The 12,820-nt window shown below is 65.9% G+C and carries 9 protein-coding genes; 1 reads left to right on the top strand and 8 read right to left on the bottom strand.

Annotation, left to right across the window (positions count from 1 at the left end):
• Positions 1-5 precede the first annotated feature (5 nt).
• The 6 genes from P1X14_RS09065 to P1X14_RS09040 form a co-directional block, all read right to left on the bottom strand.
• On the bottom strand, positions 6-2,264 hold the full coding sequence (locus P1X14_RS09065) for a TonB-dependent receptor (RefSeq protein ID WP_277315018.1): 2,259 nt from the start codon (positions 2,262-2,264) through the stop codon (positions 6-8).
• A gap of 180 nt (positions 2,265-2,444) precedes the next feature.
• Positions 2,445-3,938 (bottom strand): MmgE/PrpD family protein, encoded by a 1,494-nt coding sequence (locus P1X14_RS09060; RefSeq protein ID WP_277315017.1) that lies wholly within the window; start codon positions 3,936-3,938, stop codon positions 2,445-2,447.
• A gap of 2 nt (positions 3,939-3,940) precedes the next feature.
• Entirely contained in the window at positions 3,941-4,498 is a 558-nt protein-coding gene (locus tag P1X14_RS09055; RefSeq protein WP_277315016.1) for a DUF3237 domain-containing protein, read from the bottom strand.
• A 17-nt stretch (positions 4,499-4,515) separates the two neighbouring features.
• Entirely contained in the window at positions 4,516-5,799 is a 1,284-nt protein-coding gene (locus P1X14_RS09050; RefSeq protein ID WP_277315015.1) for an MFS transporter, read from the bottom strand.
• Entirely contained in the window at positions 5,796-6,572 is a 777-nt protein-coding gene (locus P1X14_RS09045; protein ID WP_277315014.1) for an alpha/beta fold hydrolase, read from the bottom strand. The genes P1X14_RS09050 and P1X14_RS09045 overlap by 4 nt, the downstream gene beginning before the upstream one ends.
• A complete protein-coding gene (locus tag P1X14_RS09040; protein WP_277315013.1) occupies positions 6,569-8,035 on the bottom strand; it encodes a carotenoid oxygenase family protein in 1,467 nt (488 codons plus the stop codon). The genes P1X14_RS09045 and P1X14_RS09040 overlap by 4 nt, the downstream gene beginning before the upstream one ends.
• A 194-nt stretch (positions 8,036-8,229) precedes the next feature.
• Here P1X14_RS09040 and P1X14_RS09035 point away from each other — a divergent pair, with 194 nt between their 5' ends.
• Positions 8,230-9,090 carry a helix-turn-helix domain-containing protein gene (locus tag P1X14_RS09035; protein WP_277315012.1) on the top strand — a complete coding sequence of 287 codons (861 nt, stop codon included), beginning with the start codon at positions 8,230-8,232 and terminating at the stop codon, positions 9,088-9,090.
• Positions 9,091-9,245: 155 nt separating this feature from the next.
• Here P1X14_RS09035 and P1X14_RS09030 read toward each other — a convergent pair whose 3' ends face one another.
• Positions 9,246-9,725 carry a MarR family transcriptional regulator gene (locus P1X14_RS09030; RefSeq protein ID WP_277315011.1) on the bottom strand — a complete coding sequence of 160 codons (480 nt, stop codon included), beginning with the start codon at positions 9,723-9,725 and terminating at the stop codon, positions 9,246-9,248.
• Between the two features lie 97 nt (positions 9,726-9,822).
• The gene (locus P1X14_RS09025; RefSeq protein WP_277315010.1) at positions 9,823-12,714 is read right to left on the bottom strand and encodes a TonB-dependent receptor; all 2,892 of its coding nucleotides are present in this window, start codon (positions 12,712-12,714) and stop codon (positions 9,823-9,825) included.
• Positions 12,715-12,820 lie beyond the last annotated feature (106 nt).

Genomic DNA, 12,820 nt, shown 5'->3' with positions numbered 1-12,820 from the left:
TCCGCTCAGAACTTCACGCGCAGTTCGCCGCCCCAGGTCCGCGCCGGACCGAAAAAGGCCGAGTAGGATCCGGTGAAGCCCGGCGAGTCATAGATACGCAGCGCATAGCTTTCGTCGAATGCGTTTTCGACAAAGCCCGACAGCTCATACTTGCCGCCGGCGAAGGTCACGCCCGCGCGGAAGTTCGCCACGCCGAACGCCGCCTGCCGCGTGGCCGGGTTGAGGTCGCCGCCATAGATCACCGCGTCGCGCCAGTTATATTCGCCGCGGACATAGAAGGCCGTACCGCCGCCCAGCTCGAAATCCTGCTGGCCGCGCAGGTTATACTGCCACTTGGGATTGTTGCTCAGCGGCTTGCCCGACAGGTTCTGCCCACCCACCGGGCAGGTCGCGGTCGCGGTCTGTACGCTGGTGCACGGCGCGCCGACATATTCCTTGTAGATCGCATCGACATAAGCGAGGCCGACCGAGAAATTGCCGCCCTTCCACGGGTTCGCCGCGATATCCGCCTCGAAGCCCTGGCTGCGCAGCTTGCCTGCGTTGCGCAGGATCTGCGACGAGGTGACATTGTCGAACGACGATGCCTGATAGTTGCTGAAATCGCTGTAGAAAGCCGTCGCATTGACCACCAGGCGATTGCGGAACCAGCTGGTGCGCGCGCCCAGTTCGAACGACAGCACCGTTTCCGGGTTCAGCACCGCGCGCGTCGGATTGTTGTAGAAGACGTTGCCGGTGTTGTTGTCGATCGCCCGGCCCTTGTATCCGCGCGAGACCGAGAAATAGAAGCTCTGGCGCGGCGCGGGGGTGAAGCGGATGCCGGCGCGGCCGACCCAGTTGGTGTCGTCGGTCGCGATCGATCCCTGGAACGTGCCCGCCGTGAACGCGAAATAATTGCCGCTGCGATAACTGTCGACCTTCAGGTCCTCGTACAGCCCACGCACACCCGCGAAGAGTTCGAACATGGTGCCGAGTTCGAGCGTGCCGTCGGCGAACAGCGCATAGTTGCTGGTCTTGGTCCGGCCGATGCCGCGGGTCGAGGTCTGGCCCAGGATGGTGCCGACGCCGCCCGCGGTGACGGTGTTGCCCTTCAGCACATGGCTGTAGAAATAGGCGCCGATCACCCATTTGAAAGCGCCGCGATCGGGCGAGACCAGCTGCAGTTCCTGGCTGACCACCTGCAGATCGCGCTGCTGGCGCGGATCGTTGCCGATGTTCACGTCCACGCCGTCCACGTCGATCGTGTCGACTTCGTACCAGCTGCGATAGCCGGTGATCGAGCGCAAGGTCAGGCCGCTGTCGAACTCATGGCTGACATTGCCGACGATCTGCAGCGTCTGGGTCCGCTCGTTCAGCGGGCCGTCCGCGATCGAGATGCGGTTGTTCGGCCCGGGCACCACGCCGTTCGCGGCCTGGCGCGGCAGCAGATAGAGGCGGGTCAGCGCACCATAGGCACGCGGATCGAGGCCATAGAATGAGGTGCGGCAACAGGCGTTGTTCTGCTCCTCATATTGCGCAGTCAGGCGGAAGGTCGTGGTGCCGCTCTCGAACTCGCCGGTCAGGCGGGTGCCCCAGCGCTTGCGCTTGTTCTCGTCGGTCTTGCGGACGGGATTATAGACCTGCCCCTTACCCTGATCGAGCATGTAACCGGCCACGCGCACCTTCGCGCCATTGCCGATCCGGCCGCCGACCGCGCCCTCGACGCGGATCTCCTGAAGCGTGTCGCCATAGCGGACATTGGCATAACCCGAGAAATCCTCGGTCGGTCCGCGGCTGACGATGTTGACCGCGCCCGCCGACGAATTCTTGCCGAACAAGGTCCCCTGCGGGCCGCGCAGCACCTCGATCCGCTCGACGTCGAACAGATCGACCAGCGCCGATCCGCCGGGGCCGGTCACCATGCCATCGACGATGGTCGAGACCGAAGGCTCGGTCGCCGAACCGAACGCCGCGCTGCCGACGCCGCGGATGCGCAAGCCGGCGCCCGACGAGGACTGGGCGGGCGAGAAGGAAAGCGAGGGTGCGATCGCGTAGAGATCCTCGACCCGGCTCACGCCCGAACGCTCGAGCTGCTCGCCGCTGACCACGCTGATCGAGATCGGAACTTCGGCAAGACCCTGGACGCGCTTCTGCGCGGTGACGACGATTTCGACGACGCCGCCTTCATCCTGCGCACTGTCATCGGCGGCATTCTGCGCCTGAGCCTGTGCAGCATAAGCGGTGAGACACAGCGCCAGCGCGACGCCAGCAACGCGAGTGCGAACCATTCCAACCCTCCCCATCTTTATCTTGTAGGTTCGGTTATACAAGTTACTTGGGGTTTGGCAATACGCTAGCAGCAGGCGCGTTTGGCCTTTTCTTCACTCTGGCGAAGGTTGCAGGGCGCGCAGCATCGGCGCAGGAAAAGGTCCTTGCGCAACAATACCTTCCGCTAGCGTATCCGTGGTTTAGCCCAGTTGGGCGAGCAGCGTTCCGACATCGTCCAGCCGGTTGAGCGCGGTCATCATCTCCAGCGCGCGGGCAGCTTTCGTTGCGCTCAGCCCGGTCTCCAGATTGGCGCGGCATTTCGCGACCAGCTCGGCGTCGGGAATCTCGAATCCGGGCTTCACCGTGCCGCGCGGATAGCGCGTTTCCTGAACCAGCTTGCGGCCGTCCTTCATCGTCACTTCGACGCGGGCGAGATAGCTCGACGGATCGCTCCGCCGCGCGGTCAGCGCCTCGGGATGCACGTCGCGCGTGGTCCGCGCCATCAGCCCGGTGATGCGCGGATCGGTGAACAGCGCCGGATCCTGACAGCGCGCGTCGAGCGGGATGCCGAGCGCGGCGAGCGCCAGCACATAATGGGTGCTGAACTGCGCATCTTCCTGCGTGCGCACCACGGTCATGTCGGGATTGGCGACGAAGGGAATGCCCAGCGAATGGATGGCGGCGATCCCGTCCGCGCGGATCGCATGTTCGGCCACCAGCGCCTGAAGGCAATCGACCTCGGCATGGGTGAAGCGGCAACAGGCATGCGGCTTGTACTGCGTGCCGACAATGCCCCAGCGCTCGCCGAGGCCCGCGATCACCGCGGCATCGTCCCATTGCAGACCGGCGAAGAACAAGGGAAAACCGGCGGGTCCATCGAGCGCAACCGGATCGCCGGTATAGCCGCTGGCCGCCAGCAGCGCCGCGGTCACCGCATTCTGGCAGCTGACGCCGACGGGCGAGTATTTCACCATCGATTTGGGTGCCCGCGTCTCCCACGCATGGCTGGACGGCACCGCGCAGAAATAGGCGGCGAGGCCCAGCGCATTGGCGGTGCGCGTCGCGTCCAGCTTGAGCAGCATCGCGCAGCCGACCGCCGCCGCGACGATGCTGGCATTGCAGATGCCGAACACGTCGGGCGTCTTGCCGGTGGCGGCGATCGAGGCGCCCATCCGGCTGGTGCCGCGTTCGAGCCGCAGCGCGATCTCGGTGCCGACCGCGACCGCGCGGATCAGCTCGCGACCCGACGAACCCTCGCGCCCCGCAACCGCCAGCAGCGGCGGCAGCAGGAAGGGCGGCACATGCGGGATCGCGTCATAATCCAACGCATTGATCAGCTCGCCATTGGCAAAGGCGGCATGCGCCAGATCGGTCCGCGCCATGCTGCCCAATATCCGTCCCGGCTGCCCACGCCCGCCCATCGCCGCGGCATGAGCGGCGGCAAGGCGGCCTTTGGCAGTGAGATGCCCCGCCACCCCGCAACCCAGCGCGTCGAGGACATAGCGGCGGCACTCATGCACCACCGCGGCCGGCAGATTCTCGAACCGGGTCTTCAGCGCGAAATCGACGAGTCGGCCGGTGACCGACGGCGCATCCGCCACCACCGGCCGGGCACCGGCCCGGGCCGAAGCCGCGAGCGTCGCGGCCAGCGTCGCACTGCCGAGAAACCCGCGCCGGTCGATCTGCGTGCCCATGGTCAGGCGTTATCGACGATATAATAGTCGAAGCAGGTATGATCCGGGCTGGGCACCCGGCGGCCGCGGCCGATAAAGACGTGGCGGGTCAGCCAGTCATGCGGGCCGACCGGGGCATCGAATGCCGGGATGCAGAAGAAATAGGTGTCCGGCGCAATCTTCCAGCTGGTCTCGGCGCCTTCGGCCAGGTTTTCCTGCGTCTTGTTGGCGACCTTCACCGGCAAACCGGCATCGTCGCGTCCGTACAGGAAGCCGCGATTGTTGATGTAGATCGGCGTGCCGTCCGATGCTTCCAGCATGTAATGCGCGTTCAGCTCGGCCGCATTGTCGCTGCGCCCGCGTGCCCAGTCGCCGCCGCTGTGCGGGATCACCCGGCCCTGAAGCCGCGGCCCCGAAATATCGCCCGAAAGCGGCGGCACATAGACGCGGCCACCCATCGGCGTGGTCGGCTCGAACTTGCGGCGCTCGGCGAAATAGATGCGGATGCGGAAGGCGAATTCGAGCCCGATCAGCGAGATCGGCTGATAGTCCTCGCCGAGGACGGACGTGTCGGTGGTCATGATACTCTCCTGGGGGATCAGGCCGCTTCGGCGCGGCGTGTGTCATTGGCGAAGTGGCGGGCCGAGAAGATCAGGAACACGCCCGCGACGGTGGCACAGCTTGCCCCGACCATCATCGAATAACGGATCGCCAGATCGCCATAGAGCGACGCCCAGTGATCGTTCAGCGCACCGACCAGCAGCGGCCCGATGATCTGGCCGACCAGATTGGCGACGAACAGGAACACCGCGCACGCCGTGGCACGCAGCCCCGGCGGGACCAGGCTCATGCACGCGGCATAGACCGGGCCCAGATGCACGGCGGACAGGAAGGTCGCCAGCGCGAGGCCGATCAGCGAGATCGTCGGATCGCTCGGCAGCAGGAACAGGACCTCGGCGGGCAGCACCAGGATACAGGCGATGCCCGGCACGATCAGCCGCAGCCGCGCATCGCGTGCGCCCAGCTTCGACACGAGCATGCCGCCCAGCACCACGCCCGCCGCACTGGCGATGCCGCGGATCGGCCCCAGCGTCGATCCGATCTCGGCCATGTTGAAGCCATGCACGCGGACGAGGAAGCTCGAGTTCCACACGATGTTGGCATAGAGGCTGACGCCCATAAACGCGCCGCCGGCAAGGATCCACAGATAGGCGCGCGATCCGGCAAGGAAGGCCATCGCTTCCTTGAACGTCTCGCGCCGGATCAGCGGCTTCGCGTCGCGCCGCACCGGTTCGCGCACGGTCAGGAAGAAGATCAGCGCAACGATAATCCCCGCCGCGCCCGCGACATAAAAGGTCCAGCGCCAGCCATAATGGAGCGCGATCCAGCCGACGATCGGGAACAGCAGCAGCGAGCCGAGGCCGTTGCCCGCGGTCATGATCGACAGCGCCAGCGGGCGCTTCGCCGCGCTGAAGATGTCGGCGATCATCGAATTGCTCGGCGCGATCCCGCACGCCTCGCCCGCACCCATCATGAAGCGGGTGACGGCCAGCTGCCACACCGAGGTGACGAGGCCGGTCACCATCGTCATCGCGCTCCAGAAAGCGCAGCCGATGGCGATGATGTTGCGCCGGTTCGAGCGGTCGGCCAACCGCGCGATGGGAATACCCATCAGCGAATAGAACAGCACGAACGCAAAGCCGGTGACGAGCCCGAGCATCGTGTCCGACACGTGCAGCTCGGCCTTGATCAGCGGCAGCACCAGGCTGAGGATCTGCCGGTCGAGATAGTTGAGCGCATAGATCACGGTCAGCAGGCCGAGCGTCCAGCCGCTGGTGACGGTCCAGTCGCGTTCGTCGGGGGTGGCAGTCGCGGCGGTCATGCGAGGAACTCCAGTATCGCCCGCGCCACCTGCCCCGGATTTTCCGCGGGCGACAGATGGGCAGCGTCAGCTATGTCGGCACGGACCGCACCGGCAATGTGCGAAACGAGGGCGGCGGATGCGGGCACGCCGCGCTCGTCCTCCACGCCATGCACCACCAGCGTAGGCGCAGCGATGCGCGACAGGTCCGCGCGCAGATCGACGTCGCGCAGGATCGCGCAGGTCCCGGCAAAGCCCGCGGGCGGCATGTGCAGCATCGCGTTGACGAGACCGACCGCAGCGTCCGGCTGCTCCGCCTTGAACCCCGCCGACAGCCAGCCGAGGATCATCGGCTTGGCGATTCCGTCGAGTCCCGCATCCAGCGCTTCGGCGATCAGCGGGTCCCAGCGATCCTTGACCGGAATGAACGGCGTGGTGTTGGCCAGCACGAGCCGGTCGACGCGATCGGGCGCGTTCACCGCCAGCCACATCGCCGCCATCCCGCCGACCGACAGGCCGACCGCATGCGCGCGGGCAATGCCCAGCGCGTCGAGGATCGCCACCATGTCCTTGCCGAACATCGCCACGTCATAAGGTCCGTCCGGCACGTCCGATGCGCCATGCCCGCGCAGGTCATAGCGGATCGTGCGGAAGCCCGCGGTGCGCAGCTCGGCCGCGACCGGATCCCAGATGCGATGATCGGCGCCCAGGCTGTGCGCCATCAGCACCGGCACGCCTTCGCCTTCATCGACGACCGCGAGGCGAACCCCGTCGAAGCTCTGGACCAGGGTCATGCTGCCAACTCCTGCGGGCGGCGCGCACCGGCCAGATCGTCCGCAGAAATGAACATGCCGTGGAACGCCATGCGCAGGTGCAGCGGCACATAGATACGCGCAACCGGCCCATCGGCCAGTTTCGCGGTATCGAGGATCGCCAGCTCGCTGGTGCGCTCGGCCAGCCGGTTGACCACCGCCAGCAGATAGCCGTCGCCTTCCGCAGCATCCTCGCTGCGCCGCACGAACACCGGCTCCTGCACCGCGCTTTCGGGCCCGGCATACCACAGCTCGGTCTCGCCGCTGGTCACGTCGATCTTGCCCAGCGCGTTGAACGGATGCGGCGCGCCGATGCTGTTGGCGGGGCGATCGGTGGCCTTCACCGCCATGAAGCCATAGCGATAGGGGCGGCCGACCACGGTCGGATCGACATCGTAGAAATCGCTCGGCAGGTCGAACAGGCGCCGCTCGGTGAACTCGTCCTCATTGCCCGCCAGATCGCACGTCCAGCGCGTCAGATGAAAGTCGCCTTCGCTCGGCCTGGGCCGCGACCCGTCGACATTGGGGAAAAAGGCGTTGGTCGGCGCGGCGGTCGTGTCGAGATGGATCAGCCGCCCCTCTTCGAACGCGTTCATCGTGTGGAACGACCAGCGCGCGGGCCCGCGGAAATAGCGGATGTCCGCAGCCGTGCCGCCCCGCGGCAGCACGCCGATCCAGGTCGGCAGCGACGGATCCCATGCCCAGTGATCGCCGCCACGGCGCATCCGCTCGATATCCGACACGGTCGGCATGATCGGGAAGATCGCGTAATTCTCGGTCACCGCGAAATCATGGATCATCGCCGCATAGGGCAGCTTGAACCATTCCTCATGCGTCAATGTGCCGTCCGGAGCGCCGACGCAGAAGGACGCGTCGAGCGTGGCCAGCCCGCCGCATTCGAAGCCGTAGAACAGCCAGTCGCCGGTCGCCGGATCGACCTTGGGATGCGCGGTAACCATCGGGGTGCGCAGCGCGCCGCCGAAATCGAACTTGCCCAAAGTCTCCAGCGTGAACGGGTCCAGCTCGTGCGGCAGCCCGTCTTCCTTCAGCGCGAGCAGGCGGCCGTCATACCAGGCGATCGCGGTGTTGGCGGTGGTGCGATCCACCCCCGCGACGCTCGGATCGTCGGTGAAGGGATTGCGGTACGATCCGAACAGCGCCTCGCGCGCCTTGCGCTCGGCCAGGAACTTGTCGGTCCGCACGAAGCGCAGGCGGAAATCGACATGGCCGTCGTCGAACAGGAATTGCGAGACGAAGCCGTCGCCGTTGATGCCGATATCGGTGCCCGCACGCGGCGGGAACAGCGGGTCCGGACCGCAGCGGTAAAAGGCGCCGCGGATCGCCTCGGGGATCACCCCCTCATATTCCAGCTCATAGATATCCGCCTCGATACGCTGCGGCCGGTTCGGTCCGCGGAACATCGGCGTGTCGGGGAAAAGTGCCATCGTCTCTTTCGGTATCTTGTGTTGCCCCGCCTTTTTGAACGCGGCCGCGCCTTCAGACTTGCCTGACGACGAACATTCGCCGTCCCGAAACCGCGGCAATCCGCACCCGGTTGACACTGGATATGTATATACGACAGAATATGTATATTACATACATAATATGACTCGCACAGCGAGCGGCAGGAGAGGTCGACATGGCACAGGCGATTTCAGTCATTCCGGAGCGGCAAGCATCCGGGGCGAGCGAGTTTCCGCCGCAGCGCCGCCGCTTCGGGCGCGTCCAGATGGAAAGCCTGGCGCTCGGCCGCGCCGCCCGCATGCTGACCGTGTCGATCCCGCGCAGCGGCGCGCTGGTGCTTCAGCGCAGCGGCAGCAGCGCCGTCGCCTGGCGCAACGGTGCGGTGAAGCTGGAAGCGCTCGACTGGGCGGTCGTCCCCGGCCCCCGGCTGGAACTGGAAACCGCCCATGAAGGCGCGATCCTGCTGCTGCATGGCGAGGAAGCCGAATCCGGCTGGTCACGCACGCTGGAACTGACCCGGGCGGCGGGGCGCAGCATGGGCGGATCGGGCATGGGCCGCGTTGCCGGCACCTTCCTCGCCTCGCTCGCCGACGCCGCCGACACGATCGACTCCGCACAGGGCGACGAGATTTCGCGCATCGCGCTCCAGCTCGTCCGCTCGGCCGCATGGGAGAATCGCGACCGCCAGCGGGGCCTCAGCTCGCGCCACGCGCTGCTCGCCCGCGCCCAGGCCTATATCGCGCGCAACCTCGCCGATCCCGAACTGTCGGTCGATCGCGTCGCAGGCGCGCTCAACTGCACCAAGCGCTATGTCCACAAGGCGTTCAGCGACAGCGGCGAGACCATCGCGTCGCATATCTGGGGCCTGCGGCTCGAGCGCTGCCGTCAGGACCTGTCCGCCGAGGCCGGACGTCCGATCACCGACATCGCCTTCTCATGGGGCTTCAACAGCTCGTCGCACTTCAGCCGGCTGTTCCGCGAACGCTTCGGCGCCTCGCCACGCAGCTATCGTGCGACAGCAATCGCGGGCATCTAGGCCAATCCTCCCCTGGAGGGGGAGGGGGAGGGGGAGGGGGACCGCGAAGCGGTGGAGGGGGCTTGCCCCAAGCGATATCGCCTGTGGTGTTCCCCCTCCGTCAGCCTGCGGCTGCCACCTCCCCCTCCGGGGGAGGATTTTAATGCCGACCCAACCTAGTCCGGCACTGCCTCGAACTTGCCGAGGATGCGCAACAGCTGCGTCATCTCGTCCTTGCCGATCTGCTGGGCGATGCGCTTCTCGTACACCTTGTGCGCCTTGCGCAGCTCGGCCAGCCTTTCCTTGCCCAGATCGGTGAGGTTGAGCACCTTCACTCGCCGGTCGCGCGGATGCACGCTGCGGGTCAGGAAGCCGCGCTCGACCAGCTCGTCGATATGCGCGACCAGATTGTTCTGCGAAATGCCCATCGGCTTGGCGAGGTCGCCCGGATTGCAGCCCGGATTGAGATCGACCAGCACCATGATGGTGTAGAGGCCCGGCGTGAAATCGGCGTCGCGGAAAAACGCGTTGAACTGGCGCGACACTTCCTTCCACGCCGCGCGCAGCAGGAACCCGACGGTCTGGTCCAGTTCGCCGCGCTCCATCGTGGAATAGCGGTTCCTAAGTTCGAACTCGTCCTCGACCGGTCGACGCACGCGCTTCTCCTTGAAGTGATACAAAGGGACAGCACCCGCAGGTTCTGCCGTCAAGGCAGACCCTGCGGGTGCTGAACGCTCCCCCTTTGGAGCGCAATCAGAACTTGGCGCGAACGCCGATGCGGAAGTAGCGGCCGACCGCATCGTACAGCACGGTATTCACCGACTGGCCCGAGGTGAAGCTCGGCACCGGCGGCGGATCCTTGTCGAACAGATTGTTGACCACGCCGAACAGCTGGAGACGGTTCTCGCCGAGAACATCGTAGCTGAAGGAGAGGTTCACATAGGCGACGGCAGGGATGCTGTTGTCGTTGATGTCGGCCTGTTTGGTGGCGGTCGAAACGTCGGTCCACACGTTATTATATTTGCCGCTGCTGATGTAGAGCAGCTGCGGCGTCAGCGTGAAGCGGCCGGCGTTCAGCGAGATCGATGCGTTGCCGCGGAAGGTTGGCACCGCATAGCCCGACACGCCGTTGAAGATGCTGTTCTCACCCGCGCGCTGCACCACCGCCGCGCCCGGCGTGCCGAACAGCATGTCGGTGGTGTAGGTGCCCGACAGGTTGAATGAGATCGAACCCGGCGCCCCGAAGATCGAGTCGATCGGCGCGCGATAGCTGAGCGCACCGTCGAAGCCGCGGGTCGTGATCGTGTTCAGGTTCACATAGGGATTGTTGATCCCCACCAGCGTCGCGCCCGAAAGCTGCAGATACGAACAGAGCGACGTGTTGCCCGCGGCGCACTGGTCGATGATGTTCTGCTGCCCGATTCGGTCGATCGCGCCCTTCACGGCGATGTCGTAATAATCGACCGAGAATTGCAGGCGCGGCACGAAGCTGGGCGACCAGACGAAGCCGAGCGTCAGCGTGTCCGACTTTTCGGGCTGCAGCTGGGTGTTGCCGGTATTGTTGACCTGCACGAATGCCGATCCGCCCAGATAGGTGACGTTCAGGCCCTGCACGGTGACGCTGCGCTGTTCGAACAGGCTTGGTGCGCGGATATCGCGCGAACGTGCGAAGCGCAGGCGCAGGCCGTCGACCGGCTCCCAGGTCGAGCCGAGCTTCCACGTCGTCTGGCCACCAGCCGCGCCGCTATATTCGGCGTGGCGGACCGCGGCGTTGAAGTCGAACGACTTGGCGAAGGGCAGGTCGCGCGCCAGCGGCACCACCGTCTCGGCATAGCCTTCCAGCACGTTGAACGAACCGGAATAGGGCAGGCCATTACCCGATTCCCAATTGTTCGCCGCCGCCACCGGATCGACGATCGCGGTCGAGCTTTCGCTACGATATTCGACGCCGGTCGCGAACGAGACCGGCCCGGCCCAGGTCGAGAAGGGATCGCCGCGCAAATTCACCGCCGCCGCATGCTGGGTATAGCGATTGCGGCTGAACACGGTGCCGGTGACATAGGCGATGGCCGCCGCGCTGGGCGATCCGTTGCCGAACAGGTTGAGCGGCACGCAGCCCGCGGCCGCCGCGTTGAACGATGGGCCCGCGATGGTCGCGCGGCACACGATCTGCCCGCCGCTGTTCACCGCGTCGGCGGCGAAGACGTACTTCTGCTTGTTGCGCATCCCGTAGATGTGCTGCTCGTACGTGTTCACGCCGTAGGAATAATGGGCGTCCCACTTCCAGCTGCCGCCCAGATCGCCACGCAGGCCGACCGTGCCTTGGATCAGATCGTTGGTCACGTCGGGACGGGCATGGCCCAGATCATAGTCGATACGGCCAAGACGGATCGTGCCGCCCACCGGCATCTGCGCCGCGATCGATGCAGGCAGATAGGCATTGTCGCGCTGGATGGTGACGACCGTAGTGCCCTGATCGCGCGCCGGCAGTGTCTGCGACTGGCCGCGGCTGTACCCATAGGTCAGGTCGGCAAAGCCGGTGACCGCGTCCGAGAATTCGAACTCGACATGGCCGAACAAAGTGCGCCGCTCGAGCTTCGGAGTCAGCGTCACGCCACGGGTGGTGGTGACGGTATCGTTGCCGCCGCCGATCTGCAGCGCGTTGGTGACCGTGCCGTACTGGCCGCGCACGAAGGCTGCGGGAACGCCGCCGGCCAGGAATTCGGTGCCGACGAGACTCGCGGGCGAACCGCCGCCCACGCCGACGATCAGGCCGCCCGGCGTGATCGTGCCATAGCGGACGTTGCTGGAGATGATCTGGCGCGGCTGGCCGTTGGCCACGGTGCTGCCCGGATTGGTCAGGATCATATACTGATCGCGGCCCCAATCGCGGGTGTAGACGTCGTAGATGCCGTCATTCTTCACATAGTCGCCGGCGATGGTCACATGGCCGCGGCCGCCCGCGAACGAGGTGCCGAACAGCCCGCCGATGCGATATTCCTGACCATCGCCATGGCCCGAAACGCCGAACTGCGCTTCGGCCTTCAGCCCTTCGAACCGGGTGTTGAGGATCAGGTTGACCACGCCCGAAACCGCGTCCGAACCCCATTGCGCCGAAGCGCCACCGGTCACCACTTCGACGCGATCGACCATCAGCGACGGCACCGCGTTCAGATCGACCTGATAGGGCGTGCTGGTGCTCGCGGTCGGCACCGACGGCACGAAGCGGCGGCCCTCGACCAAGGTCAGCGTGCGGAAGCTGCCAAGGCCGCGAAGATCGGCATAGTTGGCGCCCGGCGTGGTGGTGCGGATGCCACTGGCGGCCGGGTTCACCGTGCCGCGGAACGACGGGATCTCGTTGAGCATGGTCGCGACGTTGGTCGATCCGCGCTGCTCCATCTGCTCCGATCCGATGATCGTGGTCGGCGTCGGCGCGCTGAAGCCGGAACGGGCGACGCGCGATCCGGTGACGACGATATCGCCGGGCTGGACGGCGGCATCATCCTGGGGCGCTTCCACAACCGCTTCTGGCTCGGGCGCGTCCTGCGCCAGTGCGGGGGTCGCGGCGCTGCCGATGGCGCAGGCGCTGATCAGCAGCAGCGTGCGCAATCCCATGCCGGTCCGGTTCTTTGTCGATGATGCCATATAGCCCTCCCATAATCAGTTTCGGTTTTGTCCGTCACTAACCGGTCGCGGCCGCGGCCCGCTTGCCTCGAAGCGCCCTAATCGCGGTTTGCAATGCGCCATAACG

The organism is Sphingomonas sp. AOB5 (genome assembly GCF_029433115.1).
Taxonomy (GTDB): domain Bacteria; phylum Pseudomonadota; class Alphaproteobacteria; order Sphingomonadales; family Sphingomonadaceae; genus Sphingomonas.
The sequence above is the reverse complement of the archived record's forward strand: the minus strand, read 5'-3'. Positions and strand labels throughout refer to the sequence as shown.

Bases quoted from the DNA above. Each gene is read 5' to 3' on its own strand.
- P1X14_RS09045 (WP_277315014.1), bottom strand. From the start codon at position 6,572: ATGACCCTGGTCCAGAGCTTCGACGGGGTTCGCCTCGCGGTCGTCGAT.
- P1X14_RS09035 (WP_277315012.1), top strand. From the start codon at position 8,230: ATGGCACAGGCGATTTCAGTCATTCCGGAGCGGCAAGCATCCGGGGCG.
- P1X14_RS09040 (WP_277315013.1), bottom strand. From the start codon at position 8,035: ATGGCACTTTTCCCCGACACGCCGATGTTCCGCGGACCGAACCGGCCG.
- P1X14_RS09050 (WP_277315015.1), bottom strand. From the start codon at position 5,799: ATGACCGCCGCGACTGCCACCCCCGACGAACGCGACTGGACCGTCACC.
- P1X14_RS09055 (WP_277315016.1), bottom strand. From the start codon at position 4,498: ATGACCACCGACACGTCCGTCCTCGGCGAGGACTATCAGCCGATCTCG.
- P1X14_RS09065 (WP_277315018.1), bottom strand. From the start codon at position 2,264: ATGGTTCGCACTCGCGTTGCTGGCGTCGCGCTGGCGCTGTGTCTCACC.
- P1X14_RS09060 (WP_277315017.1), bottom strand. From the start codon at position 3,938: ATGGGCACGCAGATCGACCGGCGCGGGTTTCTCGGCAGTGCGACGCTG.
- P1X14_RS09025 (WP_277315010.1), bottom strand. From the start codon at position 12,714: ATGGCATCATCGACAAAGAACCGGACCGGCATGGGATTGCGCACGCTG.